We start from the raw sequence: 16,735 nt of genomic DNA on the forward strand, positions 1-16,735 counted from the left end.
GCATGAGCATCGAATGGCACACGCTGGACCGCGAACCGAGTCTGCCCGGGCTGTACGCGCGGGCCGCGACACGACGCAAAATCACCGGTACGAAACTGCCCGACAGTGGTTTGCGCTGCTGGATCGATGTCGACGGCAAACGGCTGGCGGACTATCGCAAGGTCTGCGGTTTTAACGACGATGGGCTGCTGCCGCCGACTTATCCACACATCCTCGCGTTTGCCTTGCAGATGCAATTGCTGACGGCCAAGGACTTTCCGTTTCCCCTGCTGGGGTTGATTCATTTGAGCAACCGCATTCGCGTGCTGCGGCCAATGGGCGGGATCAGTCGGGCGCAAGTCAGCGTGCGCGTACATAACCTGCAGCCGCATCCCAAGGGGGCGACGTTCGATCTGTTGACCACCCTGGACGATCAGCTCGGACCGCTGTGGGAAGCCGAAAGCCAGATGCTCTGTCGCAGTGTGAAACTCGACGGTGAGGCCGTCGAGCAACATTGGGAACCGTCGCAAGCGCTGACTGAAGTGACGCACTGGAAGGCACCGGCAGACATCGGCCGGCACTACGCCAAGGTGTCCGGTGACTACAACCCGATTCACTTGAGTGCGGCCAGCGCCAAGCTGTTCGGTTTCCCCACGGCCATTGCCCATGGTTTGTGGAACAAGGCACGCACACTCGCGGCATTGGCGGATCATTTGCCCAAGGCCAATTTCGAAGTCACCGTGCACTTTCGCAAACCGGTGCGATTGCCGAGTGAAGTGACATTGCTCGCGAGCGAGGCAGGGTCCAGCGGCCAATTGCGACTGGTGGGCGCGGGGGACCTTGAGCACATGGTGGGTAATTGGCAGCCGACTGCCTGAATGCCACTTCGATCGTGTCGGGGGGCAAGCCTGTAAATTGTGTATATATCACTTAAGTTTTTCCGCGCTTCGCCCCCCTTTCCGACAAATCCCCAGCCTTGATTTTCAAGGCTTTTTTTTGTGCGTTTATATCGTGGGTATTAGTCCTTAGGCGCTGAACAGCACCTTATATATAAAGGCGTTAATACCAACTTGAGAATGGTGCGAACCCTGCCCCCGGACTGAGATTGACACAACGGACGAGGCATCACCGACAGCAGATCGGCGAGCCATCGAAGACAACGAACGTTGTGACTGGTGCAAGGAATACGATCATGAAAACTCAAAACGTGTGGTGCAAATCGGCAATCGCTCTGGCATTGATGCTTTCCCTCGGCCTCACCGGTTGCAGCAGCGGCGGTGGCGGTCACAAGAGCACTCCCGGCAGCTCTTCTTCGGACAGCACCGCCGGCACCGATGGGACTGGTGGAACGGGTGGAACAGGCGGAACCGGTGATACTGCAGGAACAGGCGGTACAGGGGGAACGGGTGGCACCGGCGGCACTGACCCAACCAATCCGACCAATCCGACGAACCCGACCGATCCAACCAATCCAACCAACCCGACAGATCCAACCAACCCGACTAATCCACCCCCAGCGCTGGTGACCACCACACTTGTGCAGGACGTCGGTAAGACCGTCAGCGGTGTCGGCGATGGTGTAGGCCAGATTGGCGACTCCCTGAGTGGCGTGCCTGTGGTCGGTGGTGTGGTGCAGAGCGCAGCCAACACCGCTGGCAACGTCGTCAGCACCTTGGGCGATGGCGTAACCAACGGCATCGGTAAATTGGCGACTGACCCAAAAGGCCTAACCACCACCGTCTCTTCGGTGGGTGGCGTGGTGCAGGATGTCGGCGACGGCGTGTCCGACCTCAGCGGCAAACTGGCGACCGCAACCAATCGCGTCCCGGTGGTTGGCGGCGTAGTCACCAAAGTGGCTCCACTGGTCGATGGCGTCGGCGAGAAAGTCACCATGCTTGGCGATACGCTCACCACCACGTTGACCAATGGACCGACCGGCAAGCTGACCGACGCGGTCGGCGGCAAACTGGTACCGGTGATTGCCATGGTTGAAAGCACAACTGACAAAATCGGTGATGCCACAGGTCTTGGCGACCCACTCAAAGGAGTGGTTGCAAAAGTCGGCGGTGCGGTAAATAGCCTCGGTGGCAAGGTCACGGATGCCGGTAACGGCAATGCCTTGACCAACACACTGGGCGGTGCGCTGAGCAATACCGGCACAGCCGTCGGCAAGGCCGGTGGGCTGGTGTCCAACGGCACGGGTTCAGGCACCGGCGGAATTGGTGGTGTCGGTGGCGGTCTCGGTGGCACAGGCCTGCTGCAAACCGTCGGCGGCGCAGTGGTCAACGTCGGCGCAGGCTTGAATGCCGGCAGCACCAGCGGCGTGATCAGTGCAGGTGGAGTCACCGCTGGTGGCCTGGGTAATACCATCGCTTCGCTCAACACTGCACTGGGCGGATCGGGCACACCGATCACCGCTCCGACTTCAGCATTGGCTACCGTTGGCGGCACACTGGGGCAAGCTCTGAATCCAGCCACCAGCGGCGTCACCAACGTCACGCAGCAACTCGGCGCAGCCACCGGTATCGGCGCACCTGTGGCCGGTCTCACCACCCAGGTCGGCGGCGCAGTCAGCAACATCGGCAACACAATCGCTGCCACCAACAACCCGGTTACTACAGCCGTCGGAGGTCTGGTCAACAACGTGGGGGCTACCGTCGGCGCCGTCGGTGGGCTGGTCAATGGCGGTGCCGGTGCAGGCACCACCGGCGGCACCACAAGTGGTGGGCTGGGCGGTGTGCTCGGTGGTTTGACCGGCGCTCTGGGAGGCAATAAACGCTAAATTGCACCTGGCCGATTCGACGGCCTTACCTACAGCGCCTACGCTTGGTTGAGGGCGGAAGATTCCCACGAGTCTTCCGCTTTTTTCTTAGGAAAAACCAGCCCCTTGCTGTGTTCTGACCATGGAGTGTCCTATGCGCGTTATGGCATCCCTGCTGTTCCTCAGTCTCAGTTCCGCCGCTCTCGCCGACACCCTGCCCAGCTTTCTCAATAGCAACGAAACCACCCGCAACCTGCCCGTGCCGAATCTTCCGGCGGACGCCTATCGTCCGAGCGCCGCGCCGCTGCAAGTGCCTGACCCCGGCGCAGCCACCGAGCAACCGTTGCTGATGGAGACCAAAGTCAATCTGAGGACCGTGCAGATCGAAGGCGGGACGATTTATCCGCTCAACGAACTGGCCGAAGTCTACAAGCCGCTGATCGGTCGCCAGACCAGCCTGGCCGACCTGATCGAAGCCACGCGCAACATCACCCGACGCTATCAAAAGGACGGCTATCTGTTGTCCTACGCCTTCCTGCCGCAACAGAATTTCGACGACGGCGTGGCGCGAGTGGTGCTGGTCGAAGGCTACGTTCGCGATGTGCAGATGCAGGGCGATGTCGGTCGGGTCAAAGGCCTGCTCGACAAACTGGCGGCGAAAATCCAGGCCGAACGGCCGCTGACCCGCAAGACCTTCGAGCGCTACACCACGCTGATGACGCGCATCCCCGGCGTGACGATTCAGGCCCAGGTGCCGCCGCCCGGCACCACTGACGGCGCGACGACGCTGATCGCCGAGGCCAGCCGCAAACCGTTCACCAGCACGCTGAGCGCCACCGAAAACAACCGTAACGGCACGCAAGCGTTGCTCGGTGTCAGCAGCAATTCGCAGACGTCCATGGGCGAGCAACTGACCCTCAGCGGCCTGTTCCCGCCGGGGGATGACCACGAACGTTACTATCGCCTCGACTACAGCCAGTTCCTAGATGCTGAAGGCACACAACTGAATCTGTCGGCCTCGCGCTATCGCGCCGACCCCGGCACCGAGGTGCTGGTCAACAATGGCGGCCGCCTCGATACCCACCGCGAAAACGACCGTTACTCGATCGGCTTCAGCGTGCCGTTGATTGCCTCCGCCAACGAACTGCTGACTGCCGGCTCGCGCCTGTACGCGGTCGACGACAAGACCCGCTACGACGGCATCAACTTTCCGTTCAGCACGGAATTTCGCACCGACATCCGCGCCCTCGCCTTCGAAGGCGACTGGCGCAAGGCCGATGCCCGCCAATTGCGCATCCTCAGCGCTGGCGTCTATCAGGGTTTCGACAGCCTGGGCGCGCATACCAACTCCGACGACATCGACCTGGACTTCTTCCGCGCGCGACTCTCCGGCGTGCAGAGCGACAAGTTCTTCGACAACTGGCAAGGCGTGCTGTCGGCGGCGTTGCACTGGAGCGACGACACCCTGCCCGACAGCGAGCGCGCCGTGTTCGGCGGGCAGAATTTCGGTCGCGGTTATCCCGATGACCAGGCGTCCGGCGACAAGGGTTGGGGGGTGGCTTACGAGGTCAACTACAGCTTCAACCGTGAAGGCAACTGGGTGCGCATCCTGCAACCGTACGTAGTGCTCGATCGCTCACGCAGCTGGTTCAATGATTTGCCGGTGCAGGCCAACAACCTGTCATCGGCAGCGATCGGGTTAAGGTTTGGTGACGCCAGGTACTACAACATTGCGTTGGAGGCGGCGAAGGCGATGTCCGATGAGGCACTGGACACCTTCAATCGCAAACCGCGATACAGCATCAGCTTCAGTTATCAGTTGTAGGTGTTCGGCGCTTTTCATACCGCTTTCGCGAGCAAGCTCACGCCTACAGGGGAACGCATTCCAAATGTAGGCGTGAGCCTGCTCGCGATGAACGATGACGCGGTCTTGGGGTGATCAGAACGCGTAACGCACTTTCGCCGTGAAGCCATCACCATCGAACCCGCTGGCCATCACGTAGTTGTACGAACCGCCCACACTCCACGCGCCCATCCGGTAGTTGGCGCCCAGACCCAGTTCATAACTGTCACGCACAGGCGTGGTGCCACGGCTGGTGAACGAGTCGCCACCCAGTACAAACGATGAGCGGGTGGCGACCTTGTCGCCAATCACGTCATGCCAGGCCATAAGCTTTGCTTCAGGCTCAAGACTGCCGGCGCCGACCGCGAAAGCGGCGGCCAGGCGCGCGCCCATGCCCACCTCGCCGACTTCATAACGGTGGCTGCCGACATTCAAAGCGGCCGAACTGCCTTTCTCGCGATACGAGTCCATCCCGACGTTGGCGTAACGCGCGCCGATCTGCGGCTCAAGCACGACGTCAGGCATCAAGCGCAGTGTGTAACCGGCCAGCGCACTAACACCGAATACGTCACTGTCGTAATCACCCTTGGCACGGGTGACAGCGATGTAGCGTTTGGACTCGTTGTCGTTCCAGCCGTACATCAACGATGTGTCCACGAACCAGTTGTCATGTGCCCAGTTGCTGTAGATCGTCAGCGCATGACCAGTCACTTTGGTCTTGCTGCCGAGGTCGGATTTCACATCGGTGTCGAGGTAGCTGTAAGCCAGGCCCACTGTCGTGTCGGCATTCAACTGACCGTCGGCACCCACGGCAATCCCGTGGCTGTCGGCGTCATAACCCGACACACCGCGGCGCTCGTCCTGATTGGCATCGCTGCTCAGGGCTTGCAGCCACACGCCCTTTTCCGGCGCGCCTGCAGCCGTTCGCGCATGGCTGGAGCGATCATTGATCACACTCGAAACCAGCGTCTGGCTGTTGGTGGCGGCGTGTAACACACCACGGCTGACATCCGGGCTGAGGTGTTCGGACAGACGCGCCAGTTGCGCGTCGGTGGCAGCATTGGCGAAGGCCTGGAACACTGGGTCCTGTCCGTCGATGCGCGACATAAGTCCGGACAGGCGACCTACTGCCGTTGCCGCGTTGCGGCTGCCGCCGGCAACCAGAGTATTTTCCGTCACGGCTTCCTGCGACTTGCTGCTGACCAACGCCTTGATATCGTTGCCTTCGACGCCAAAGGTTTTTACATCCAGCAACGCGGAAGATGACACCACGCTCAGATTTTCTCCGCCGATCAGCTTGCCCGAGCTGATCAAGGTGTAGCGGTTGCCTGCGGCTGCCGTACGGAAATCACTGGAGCGCGCCTGTAATTGCAGATGCCCGCCCGGCGCAATATCGGTGGTGCCGGTGACGGTCAGAATTGCCCGATTGATGTCCGTGTCATTGCCGACCGTCATCGCGATCACCGAGTCGGACTCTTCCATATCCAGATCGCCGATGATAGTGGTGTGTGCCTGCGCCAAGGTGAGCGTGCCTTCTTGAACAGTGACGTAACCGGCCTTGATCGTCGAACCGTCGAAGTTGGCATCACCGTCAATCGAAACCCCGGACAGCCCCAGCAAGTCGCCTTTCACGTCGCCGCCCAGCCAGTACAGGTAACTTTGCCCGTCGTCCACTTGAATGGCCGCTGTCCCACCCTCGATCAGACCGCCCCAGAGGCTGATATTGAGCGGACCTTGCGCGACCGGTTGGTTGCTCACATGGATGCCAATACTTTCCCCGGAAAGGATGCCGCGATTGTAGATGCTGTAGGTAGTAACACCAGGCTTAGGGACGAATGCCGCACCGTTCAAGGTCAGAGCTTCTGCGCCACTGCCGGTGGCCTTGATCGTTGTGGAGTTGCTGACCGGCATGGACTGCGAAGTGTTCTCCATATAAATGCCGCGGGCATTGGTACCGCTGACGATGATGGAGCCGCCGCCATCGTTGATTACGCCGTTACCCATGGTCGCGCCGATCAGCGAAACGCCAGTGGCGTTATTGCCGGTGACGGTAATCGTACCGTTGTTGATGAAGTTGCCCGTGATCGGCATCTCCTTTACCGCGATGCCCGTCGACTGGCCACTGTTGGCCAGACCATTGATCGTGACCGAGCCTTGGTTCGTAAAGTTGGAATCCAGCTCTGCCCAAGACACGCCCGCTGACTTTATGTCGATCCCGATACCCTGGGTGGCGCCATTAATGGTGATCGCTGCCTTGTTGATGATTTCCGCGTTGACCCTCGAGCCGGAAAACTGCGCGGCGCTAGTCATGGCCGACGGCGAGCTCTCAACGACGTTTGCCACGCCGACGAGATTCAGAAAGTCATAGGTCTGGTTGACGCTGACCAACGGCCCGCCGCCCAAATCGTAATTGAGCGTGACAGCGCGTGCGGCCGGAGCGTTGAAAGTGGCAGCAGCAACAGAAAGCGCCAATAACGAGCGGCGCAGGCAAGAAGTGTTCAAGCGAGATTCCCTTCCAAAACAAGATAACGTTCAGGCAGGGCGACGCTGCAACAGGCATCCCTACCCGCCCGAATCAACTGTGTTTCGGGCGCGGGGAATGTACACGAGCCATCATTTCGACACCACCAAAAAGTCAAAGTGATGGCGCCAATTTCCTGATGATGTTGTCAGTGTGAAGTTGTCTGACGGGCCTCATCGCGGGCAAGCCCGCTCCCACAGGTCATGCGCCCGCCTCATATCAGCGCGGATCCTGTGGGAGCTGGCTTGCCAGCGATGAACGATGACGCGGTTTTCGCTCGGGATCAGGTCTGTGGATCGACCCGATCCAGCGCCCGGTTCACCGCCAGTTCGGCGAGCATGATGATCTGCTGGATGCCCAGCACCGTGCTGCGCTGCAAGCCGCTCAGTTCATTGGCGAAGTTGCTGGCCGCCGCGCTGGCACTGGCCAGTGATTCGCTGGCGTGGGCGAGCAGGCTTTCGGTATCGACGCTCGGGTTGACGAGGAACATCGTGCTCGGCTGGCGCGGTTTGACGGGATCGGGGCAGAGGTAGAAATCCAGCGCACGCTTTATGGCTTCGCGGTTTTTCGTCTGCTCATCGACGCGGATGGCGTCGGCAAGTGGGGTGGGGGTTTCGAGGGGGGGATCGGGAATCAGCTTGTCCATTAACAACTCCTACTTGGCTGTCGGAGCCAGCTCTTGTCGTTTCCACACGACAAAAAGGTGGCAGCTGTACGCGGGGTGGAAAACCGATAAGTAGGCAACCGGCCAGACCGAAGTCTGCCCACGCACAGCCGCCGCGACGCAGTTTGCAGACGAATGAAGACGTCGGCAACGATTACGGTGCTGATGCAATGCATCTACTTAAGCGGGTTTCCACACCCGATCGCTGAGACGTCAGCGACACCCCAAGACTAGTGAGCGCACGTCCGACGGACAACCTGAAAACCTTGTGGGAGGGTTCCGAAAATCCCACACATGTTTAAACAACTGACAATGACGGGTTGGCTGAACTGGCCTCATCGCGGGCAAGCCCGCTCCCACAGGGTCATATGCCATTTTCAAGACAGATGCAGAACCTGTGGGAGCTGGCTTGCCAGCGATGAACGATAACGCGGTGAACCTGCCGAACAGATCAGCCCCCCGAACCGCTGTCGACCTCCCCGCCCTCGTCCTGATCGAAATACTGCGGAATCTCATGCAGGTAGCTTTTCAGCCAGCGCTGCATGGCCAGTTCACGCTCGGTCGGCGTCTGGGTTTGCACCGTCGGCGAGGCAACCTTGTTGCGGCTTTGCAGCAGCAGCCAGCCTTCGGTTTCCTGTTGCTGGGCCGAGGCCGGGCCGGCGTCGATGGCGTGGCTGGTCAGCGGCAGTGCCAGCAGGCCAACAAACAAAACGGCAGCTTTCATCGCGGTCTCCTTACTTGAGCATCGCCGTGACGGCGGCGGTGGCCGGGCTCGGCACTTTGAGTTTTTCTGCGCGGCCCTGGGCTTCGCTGAACTGCGCAGGGCTCAGACCGAGGCGGCTGACCAGTTCGGCGGCGCGGTTCCAGTCGTTCTGATACAGCAACAGCGTCACCAGGTTCAGCGCCGCCAACTGATCGCTCTGCTTGAGCTCCATGGCGGTGAGGAATTCGAAGCGTGCGTCTTCAATGCGCAACTGGTTGAGGTAAACCACCCCCAGATCGTTACGGATTTTTTCGTCAGTCGGCGCCAGGCGTGCGGCGCGTTGCAAGTGCGCCTGCGCCTGGCCGTAGTCGGACCTGGCCGCTGCCAATTGGCCCAAGCCATGTTCGGCTTCGGCGGCCAGACATGAACCGAGCAGGCTGCGATACAAAGGCTCGGCCTCGCTGCGACCGAGCAAGCGATACGCCTTGGCCTTGCGCAGACGCACATCCGCGATGTTGTCCGGCAGGCTTTGCAGGTTGGCGAGGCTGGCGTGCAACTTGCCATCGTTGGCCATGTCATCGGCAAGGTTCAGCGACAGCTGTTGATCGGAACTCAACTTGGCGCAACTGGCGGTACTGGTCAGCGCTTGCCACGGGTTTTGCCCGGTGTTGGCACAGCCACCGAGCATCAGCAAACAGACACCTGCAATCATTGCTTTCATCACCACTCCTTCAAGCACCCAACGCCTTCGCCAAGGCAGTGAAGCCCGGGCCGGCCAGGACGATCAATAACGCCGGGAAGAGAAACAGCATCATCACGACGGACATTTTCGCGGACATTTTCGAGATGTATTCCTGCAGGCGCGTGAGGCGCCGGTCATCAAGTAGCTGCTTGAGCGACAGCAGCGATTTCATCGCGCCGCCGCCCTGATACAGCAACTGCTGGAGGATCACGCAGGTGTCGGTGAACTCGTCGACCGCCAGCAACTGCGTGGCTTTATTCAGTTCTTCGCCCAGTTCAAGACCGGAGTCGACCCGCGCCAGCACCAGACGTAATTCTTGGGTCAGCACCGGCAGCAACGCCTGACTTTCGTGGCTCAATACACGCAGCGCCTGCTCCACGGCCATGCCGGATTCGAAGAGGATGCGCAACAGCGGGATGAACGTACTGATCTCGCTGGCCAGTTGTTTTTGCCGGCGAGCGACCGCGATCACCAACAGCCGTTTGGGCAACAGATAGCCCACGCCGAGGGCGAACAGCGGCGCAATCCACTGTTTTTCCACGGCGGGGAAAAATACCGATTGCAGCAGCACCGCCAGCGCCAGCAACAACAACGGCGAGCCGATCTGGCAGGCGGCGAACAGCGAGCGCTGACGGGCGCTGCGCCAGCCGAGACGGTTGAGCAGGGTCTGGGTTTCGTTGTCTAGCTTGACGCTGTGCTGGCCGACTTTGCTCTCGCCAAGCACTTGCAGCAGGTTGCCGAAGCGATTCTGGCGCAGCAGGTCGCCCTCCAGTCGCCGGCTGATCTGCTGGCTGCGGCGGCGCTGGTCCAGCAGGCTGAAAAGCAGCAACAGCGCGGCGCCAAGCAAGAGCAAGGCGCTGATCATCAGTGGCGTCGTCATAGGCTGCGCAACATCCGCCAGAGCAACAGGCTGCCGATCACCTGCATGCCGAACGCCGTGGCCAGCATCCGCTGCCCGGAAGGGTCGTGCCACATGGCGACCAGATAAATCGGATTGGCCATCAGGAAATACCCGGCCATGGTGATCGGCAGCAGGCCCAGCACCCACGCGGTGAGGCGGGTTTCGCCGGTCATCGCGCGCAACTGACGCGCGGCCTGATCGCGCTCGCGGATCATCTTGATCAGGTTTTCCAGCAGCTCGCTGGCGTTGCCGCCGTAACGATGATTGACCTTCAGGCCGAGGGCGAACAGGCGAAACTCGTCGCGCTCATAGAGTTCGGCCAGATCCGACACGGCGTCCGGCAGGCTCACGCCCAACTGCACGCTGCGCTGTACACGGCCCATGGCATCCTTGAGCGGATCTTCACTGGCCTCGATGGCACCGAGCACCGCATCGGCGAGGGTACGTCCGGACTTCAGGCTGCGTACGGTGTGGTCGAGCAGTTGCGGCAATTGTTCGATCATTCGCCGCAATCGCCTTTGGTAACGCCAACTGACGTACAACCGCACGGCCACTGGCGGCAATACCAGCATCACCAGTAAGCCGATCCATCCGGCGAGCGCCAGACTCAGCACGATGGCGAACATCCAGAGCAGGATCCATGCACCAAGACGCTCGGTCGGACGCCCCAGGCCTGCGCGCAAGAAAGCACGTTCAAGGCCCGCCCAGCCGGGTTTCGGCGAGAGGCCCTGAGGCTGTCCCTCGTTCAATCGTTCCATTACTCGAGTGGCACCACTCAAGCGCCATGCCTTATAGAACAAACGCATGGATTGCACGAACAAAGCCAGACTGAGCAAGTACAGCAACAGCGGTTTAAGCATGCTGTGGGCCCTCAGTGCGCGAGCATCGGTTCACGGCGCAACTTGTCGCCAGCCGGGTTGAGCGCCTCGCGCATGAAGCCGAAGCCTGTGCGGCGGTCGAGACGGAACAGGGTATTGGTGACGTAGACGTCTTCGCGCACGCCAACCACTTCCACCACCTCGCTGACGCAGCGACGGCCGTCCGGCATGCGCGTCAGTTGAATCACCACATCCAGCGCGGCGCAAATCATCTGGCGCAGGGTGCGTTCGGCGATGGTGCGCCCAGTCAGGCCGACCAGGGTCTCCAGACGCAGCAAGGCGTCCTGGGCATTGTTGGCGTGCACGGTGCTCATCGAGCCGTCGTGACCGGTGTTCATCGCCGTCAGCACATCGACCACTTCAACGCCGCGAATCTCGCCAAGGATGATCCGGTCGGGACGCATGCGCAGGGCGTTGCGGATCAGGTCGCTGGCTTTCACCTCGCCATGGCCTTCGGCGTTTGGCGGCCGGGTTTCGAGGCGCACGACGTGAGGATGACCAAGCTGCAGTTCGGCAACGTCCTCGATGGTCACCAGACGTTCATTAGGATTGATCAACTGGCTGAGGATGTTCAGCAAGGTGGTTTTGCCGGTGCCGGTGCCGCCGCTGATAAGGATGTTGCAGCGCTTGCCCACCGCCTCCTGGATGAAGTCGAAGATCGCCTGATCGATGGTTTGCATTGCCATCAAGTCAGTGCTCTTGAGCATGTCCTTGCGAAATTTGCGGATCGACAGGCACGGGCCGTCGAGAGCAATCGGCGGGATGATGGCGTTGACCCGACTGCCATCGGGCAGGCGTGCATCGACCATCGGCGACGACTCATCGAGACGCCGACCGAGTGGCCCGAGAATGCGCTGCATCACCCGTTCAACGTGGTGCGCATCAATAAAGCGCAGGTCGCTCAGGTGCAGCACGCCGTCGCGTTCGATGAACACCCGGTGCGGGCCGTTGACCAGAATTTCGGTCACCGCGCTGTCGCGCAGCAGCACTTCCAGCGGGCCGAAACCGGTCAGCTCATCGACGATTTCTTCGGCCAGGCGCTCCATCTCATAACGGGAAATCGCCAGATGCAGGCGTGCGATGTATTCGGCGACCTTGTCGATGACGAATTGCGAAAGCACCTGCCGCGAGCCTTCCAGCAGGTTCTTCCCCGACTCTTCGATGGCGTCGATGATGTAACGGTGCAGCACCAGTTTCAGGCCATCGTGATCGGTGTTGCCGGACGCGGGGCGCTGCGACCCGCCGAACAATTGCTCGCCGTTCATGAGGTGCCTCGCAAGCGGTCGAACCAGCTGACTTTGGGTTTGGCCAGGCCTTCGGAGCGCTTCGCCAGGCGTTCGCCGAGGGTACGCAGGCTCTGGCTGATGGCCTCACGCGGGGCCAGTTCGAACAGGCTGACGCCTTGGTTTTTTGCGTTTAGACGAATCTCCGGGCTGTAGGCGAGCACCGCGATGACCTCCAGGCCGAAGGTCTTGCCGAGGGTGTCGGAATCCGGCGCGACGTTGCGCAGGTAGCGATCCACCAGCAACCGGCCATGGTCAAGTTTCATGCCTTTTTCGCGCCACAGATTGAGCACCGCGAGGTTGCGCCGACAGTCGAGAACGTTCTGGTCGGTGTACCAGATCAGCTTGTCGCAATGGCTGACGAAGGTGCGCAGCGCTTCGCTGTCGGGCTGGCCGGTGAGGTTGACCACGATGTGCTGGAAGTGCTGGCGCAAGGCGCTGAGCAACATGTACAACTCGGCGGCGCTGGTGCGCTCCAGCGGCTCGTCGCCGTTGGCGTAGGCAAGAATGCGCAGGCCCGCTTCGGCGCTGGTGAAGGCGCTGTCGATCAGGGTCGTATCGAGCCGCCGCAAGTGGCGCAGCGCGTCGCCGAAATGGAATGAACTCTCAAGCCCGAGCAAGGCCAGACTGTCGCCGCGCGGCAGGCCCAGATCGAGCAGCAGGGTTTGCTGGCCGCTCTTCTGCACCACCAGCGCCATGTGGTTGGCGAGCAGTGCGCCGTCGGCGTTGCTTTGTACGCCGTAGAGCACGGTCAAACCACCGAGCTGAGTGCTCGGCGTCACCGCCGGCAGACGTTTGCTCAGGCGTCGCACCAGCCCGGCAACTTCGCTGGAGCGTGAACCATAGGCGACAAAATCCCGCGCGCCGGCGCGCATTGCGTTGAGCACCAACTGATTGTCCATGCCGTCACCGAGGGCGACGATGGCGAGCATCGGCTTGGCTTCCAGCACTCCTTCGATCAGGGCGCTTTGCGCCACCAGATGATCACGATCAAGTCCCACGAACACCAGGCTGGCGAAGGTCACATCGACCAGCGCCAGCAACTCGTCAAGGCTGCCGCCACCGGCGCTGACCACCTGACCGAGTGGCGCCAGCGCGCCTTGCAGCCATTCAAGGTCGGTGTCGTTGCGGGTGATGGCGAGGAAGGTCTGACTCAGGTTCTGGCTCATTGCGATAATCCGCTGCGTTTATCGAAGTTGCCGTTCTCGAGGAAGTACAGGCGATACCAGTTCGGGTCGTAGTTGCGCAGTTTCTCCCCCGGCAGCGAAGGCAGCGGTGCATTGGCAGCCAGTGGCTGCACCAGGTGCGGGGTGACGATCATCAGCAACTCGCGCTCTTCGCGATTGATCGACGAGTTGCGGAAAAATGCGCCCAGGACCGGGATGTCGCCAAGGCCGGGAAATTTATTCACTTCAGAGGCGTTGCGCGTGCTGATCAACCCGCTGATCACAAAGCTTTCACCGTCGGCCAGAGAGATGCTGGTGTCGGTGCGGCGGATGTTGAACGCCGGCACTTTGGTGCCGCCGATGGTCACGCCATTGTTGTAGTCCAGCTCGCTGACTTCAGGGGCGACTTTGAGCGCGATGCGGTTGTTGCTGACCACGGTCGGCGTCAGCGTCAAACGAATGCCGAACTCCTTGTATTCGATGGAGTAACTGTTGCTGTTGGCGCTCGGCACCGGGATCGGAATCTCACCGCCAGCAAGGAAGCTCGCGCTCTGCCCGCTCAGCGCTACCAGGCTTGGCCGCGCCAGGGTGTAGGCAAAACCGCTGCCCTCCAGCGCATTGACGATGCCAAGAAATTTGCTGCTGCCGCCGCCCCAGACAATATTGAACGCGTCGTTGACCAACGGAATGCTCGGTGCAATGACCGGCACCGTACCCGGCCTGACTACGGTGCCTGGCACCGTGCCCGGGCCGCCGAACAGGAAGTTGTTGGAGCCCTTGCCGTAGATCGAGGTGCCGGCCTCTTTCAGTTTGGATCGGCTGACTTCGACAAAACGGATGTCGGTCTGCACTTGCGAGGGCAGGTTCAAGTCAGCGCTTGCCGGTAACGCAACAGCGGTCATCGCCGCGCTGGCCTTGCCCTGCACAAACACCATGCTTTGGCGCGGCGCGCTGGCGCAGGCACTCCAGATCATCAACGTGGTGGCACCGGGCGCGACGCCGGTGAGCAACACGCCTTGATCGCCGGTCACGCGCACATCGGCGATTTTCGGGTCACCCACCGCAACCCGAGTGATGGGCACGGGTGATTGCAGCGCCTGTTGCAGGCCTTCGCCGACTTCCAGCGTCGCCGGCAACGGACCAAGTGCGGCACAGTTGCTGGCGGCGGCGCCTGCACTTGAAATCGAGGCGATGCTCAGCAGCGCAGCTCGAAAAAAGCCATTGAACAGGGGCGTAAAGCGTTTGCGCATGTAAAGGCGTCCTTGCTCGGGTCAGGGAGTGGGTTGAGCGGCTTCGGCACCGCGGATGACTTCCACGGCGGGTTTGCGCGCACCCGGTTGGCCGGCCACAGCGACGGGCCTTGGCGGGGGTGTCAGGGACAATTGGCTGAACTCGAGCAAATCCCGGCGCGGTGTATCGAGCCGCGTCGCCACATCGTTTTCGCCGGCCCAGTATTTCGCCAGTTGCTGCTCATCGGCGCTGCGCACCGCCAGGCGCAGCACACCGGCGCCCGACGCCAGCATCAAACGGCTGAGCAACGGTTCCGGCACCGCAAGCACCACGCTGCGCGCCGCCATGCGTTGTTGTTCCTGTCTCAGGCGCTCTTCATCGGTGCGCGCGGGGCTGGCGGGTTGACCCTCGTTGGTCAGGCCCATCTGACTGCCGACGACCAGTACGCGCACCGCTGGCACCACCAGTTGCGCCGAGGCCTGCGAATTGCTTTCGTCCTTGCGCAGAAACAGCAGCACGTCGACGTAATCGCCGGGCGCCAATTGCCCACCGGCGTTAATCACTTCATCCACCGCCACGGCCAATGCGCGCTCACCTGGGCGAATCATGCGTGCCAGTTGGCTGCCCGCTTCGAAGCTTTCTTCACTCAACCAACTACCGGCGCTCAACGGGCGCCAAGGCGTGCGGCCGATCACCTGGTCGACAGCGCCAAGGCTGCCGGCGGGAGCGGTGCGCAGTTTTTCCACGGCGACATCGGCCGCGGTGATTTTCACGAACGGTGCGATATCGCGCAGCAGGACAACAACGGGTTGGCGGGTCGGGTCTTCAACCGGTATCGCAGGCGCAGCGTTCGGTGACACGACGGCGACAGCAGCGGGCGCTGCGGCCGGTTCGACGACCGGTTGACGGCTTAAAGTCAGCCCCCAGTATCCGGCGATGATGGCACCTAGCAGAAGCAATCCGGCCAGACCCAAAGTGACGCGACTGTTCATGACGGCTCTCCCTTTCCTGCTGCGTTGTGTCTTTTGCAATGACCCGTGACTTCCATCGAGACAAATTCGCAATCAGGCAGCTATGAACAAGTAACTATTTCGCTATTTGACGGTAGCGCAGCGCGAACAAAACGCCATTAAACCCACTCAAATATCCGCGAAAATCAGAGGGCTCACGCGCCAAACGTCGTTTTGTGCCGTTAAACGGAGCACCACTACTAAAGCGTTAATCCGTTCTTACAGTTGTTGGGGCGGGAAATGCCGACAATGCTGATGCTGGCACAGGGAAATCATGTTGCGAACGCGCAACACCTGGTGCGCTCAAGGAGAATCCTTATGTCGTATTCGCGCGTTGTTGCAAAAATCAAATCCGAGTTCGCGTTCTTCAAAGGCCTGGCCAAAGACACCGAGGGTGCTTCGGCCATCGAATATGCGTTGGTGGTCGGTCTGGTGGCGCTGGTAATTGCTGCGTTCGGTAATGGCATCGGCACTCAGGTAACCGCGATCCTGACCGCCATCCAGACTGCATTGACCCCAACCCCTTGATCGAACCGATAACTTGTCAATGCAGCCATTGGGTTCTAACGTCAGCACTCAGCCCATTGCAGGTGTTGCCTATGAACTCTTCAAACACTCCACGCCAGCAGTTGCTCCTCGTCGACGATGAAGAGGACGCACTGCTGGAGCTTGCGGAGTTGCTGGAGGGCGAAGGCTTCACCTGTCATACCGCAACCTCGGTGAAACTCGCCCTTCACCATCTCACCCGCCATCCCGATATCGCCCTGGTGATCACTGATCTGCGCATGCCGGAAGAAAGCGGCATGTCGCTGATCAAGTGTCTGCGTGAACACACCTCGCGCCAGCATTTGCCCGTGATCGTCACGTCCGGGCATGCGGACATGGAGGATGTCAGCGACATGCTGCGTCTGCAGGTGCTGGATCTGTTCCGCAAACCGATTTATCACGTGCGCTTGCTGGAAACCCTCGACAACCTGTTCCCCAAGTCGAAGGCCTTTATCGGTTGAATCACGGCGATTGAGATAAGTGACCCCGCGCAAGGGCGGGGTCGACA

General features: G+C 60.9%; 15 protein-coding genes. 5 read left to right on the top strand and 10 right to left on the bottom strand.

All coding sequences use genetic code 11. The features are described from left to right. Positions 1-2 precede the first annotated feature (2 nt). The 3 genes from AB4P92_RS11835 (at position 3) to AB4P92_RS11845 (ending at position 4,565) form a co-directional block, all read left to right on the top strand. A complete protein-coding gene (locus tag AB4P92_RS11835) occupies positions 3-857 on the top strand; it encodes a MaoC family dehydratase (protein ID WP_395599410.1) in 855 nt (284 codons plus the stop codon). A 314-nt stretch (positions 858-1,171) separates the two neighbouring features. Beyond that, on the top strand, positions 1,172-2,761 hold the full coding sequence (locus AB4P92_RS11840) for a collagen-like triple helix repeat-containing protein (protein ID WP_395599411.1): 1,590 nt from the start codon (positions 1,172-1,174) through the stop codon (positions 2,759-2,761). Positions 2,762-2,894: 133 nt separating this feature from the next. Next, entirely contained in the window at positions 2,895-4,565 is a 1,671-nt protein-coding gene (locus AB4P92_RS11845) for a ShlB/FhaC/HecB family hemolysin secretion/activation protein (protein ID WP_395599412.1), read from the top strand. Positions 4,566-4,679: 114 nt separating this feature from the next. Here the strand turns inward: AB4P92_RS11845 and AB4P92_RS11850 are convergent, their stop codons facing one another. The 10 genes from AB4P92_RS11850 to cpaB form a co-directional block, all read right to left on the bottom strand. Beyond that, positions 4,680-7,085 (bottom strand): autotransporter domain-containing protein, encoded by a 2,406-nt coding sequence (locus AB4P92_RS11850; protein ID WP_395599413.1) that lies wholly within the window; start codon positions 7,083-7,085, stop codon positions 4,680-4,682. A gap of 302 nt (positions 7,086-7,387) precedes the next feature. Next, positions 7,388-7,750, bottom strand: coding sequence for a DUF6124 family protein (locus tag AB4P92_RS11855; protein ID WP_261736351.1), 363 nt, complete (start codon positions 7,748-7,750; stop codon positions 7,388-7,390). A 469-nt stretch (positions 7,751-8,219) separates the two neighbouring features. Further along, positions 8,220-8,492: a DUF3613 domain-containing protein gene (locus tag AB4P92_RS11860; protein ID WP_261736350.1), complete on the bottom strand. Its 273-nt coding sequence runs from the start codon at positions 8,490-8,492 to the stop codon at positions 8,220-8,222. Positions 8,493-8,502: 10 nt separating this feature from the next. Then, positions 8,503-9,192, bottom strand: a complete 690-nt coding sequence (locus AB4P92_RS11865; RefSeq protein ID WP_261736349.1) for a tetratricopeptide repeat protein — start codon at positions 9,190-9,192, stop codon at positions 8,503-8,505. A 10-nt stretch (positions 9,193-9,202) separates the two neighbouring features. Further along, positions 9,203-10,093 (bottom strand): type II secretion system F family protein, encoded by an 891-nt coding sequence (locus tag AB4P92_RS11870; protein ID WP_042557500.1) that lies wholly within the window; start codon positions 10,091-10,093, stop codon positions 9,203-9,205. Next, positions 10,090-10,974, bottom strand: a complete 885-nt coding sequence (locus AB4P92_RS11875; RefSeq protein WP_042557499.1) for a type II secretion system F family protein — start codon at positions 10,972-10,974, stop codon at positions 10,090-10,092. The genes AB4P92_RS11870 and AB4P92_RS11875 overlap by 4 nt, the downstream gene beginning before the upstream one ends. 11 nt (positions 10,975-10,985) lie before the next feature. Next, complete coding sequence (locus AB4P92_RS11880) at positions 10,986-12,257, bottom strand: CpaF family protein (RefSeq protein WP_115145880.1); 1,272 nt, start codon at positions 12,255-12,257, stop codon at positions 10,986-10,988. Continuing rightward, the gene (locus AB4P92_RS11885; RefSeq protein WP_042557497.1) at positions 12,254-13,444 is read right to left on the bottom strand and encodes a pilus assembly protein; all 1,191 of its coding nucleotides are present in this window, start codon (positions 13,442-13,444) and stop codon (positions 12,254-12,256) included. Before AB4P92_RS11885 ends, AB4P92_RS11880 begins: the two co-directional genes overlap by 4 nt. Beyond that, positions 13,441-14,691 carry a type II and III secretion system protein family protein gene (locus tag AB4P92_RS11890; protein WP_261736348.1) on the bottom strand — a complete coding sequence of 417 codons (1,251 nt, stop codon included), beginning with the start codon at positions 14,689-14,691 and terminating at the stop codon, positions 13,441-13,443. The genes AB4P92_RS11885 and AB4P92_RS11890 overlap by 4 nt, the downstream gene beginning before the upstream one ends. Before the next feature lie 21 nt (positions 14,692-14,712). Then, positions 14,713-15,663, bottom strand: coding sequence for a Flp pilus assembly protein CpaB (cpaB, locus tag AB4P92_RS11895; RefSeq protein WP_261736347.1), 951 nt, complete (start codon positions 15,661-15,663; stop codon positions 14,713-14,715). A gap of 336 nt (positions 15,664-15,999) precedes the next feature. Between cpaB and AB4P92_RS11900 the strand changes: the two genes are divergently transcribed. Together AB4P92_RS11900 and AB4P92_RS11905 are read left to right on the top strand one after the other, a co-directional pair. Beyond that, positions 16,000-16,209, top strand: a complete 210-nt coding sequence (locus AB4P92_RS11900; RefSeq protein ID WP_210624212.1) for a Flp family type IVb pilin — start codon at positions 16,000-16,002, stop codon at positions 16,207-16,209. Between the two features lie 71 nt (positions 16,210-16,280). Beyond that, entirely contained in the window at positions 16,281-16,688 is a 408-nt protein-coding gene (locus tag AB4P92_RS11905) for a response regulator (RefSeq protein ID WP_395599414.1), read from the top strand. Positions 16,689-16,735 lie beyond the last annotated feature (47 nt).

The organism is Pseudomonas sp. A0308 (assembly GCF_044218815.1).
Classification (GTDB): domain Bacteria; phylum Pseudomonadota; class Gammaproteobacteria; order Pseudomonadales; family Pseudomonadaceae; genus Aquipseudomonas; species Aquipseudomonas iridis.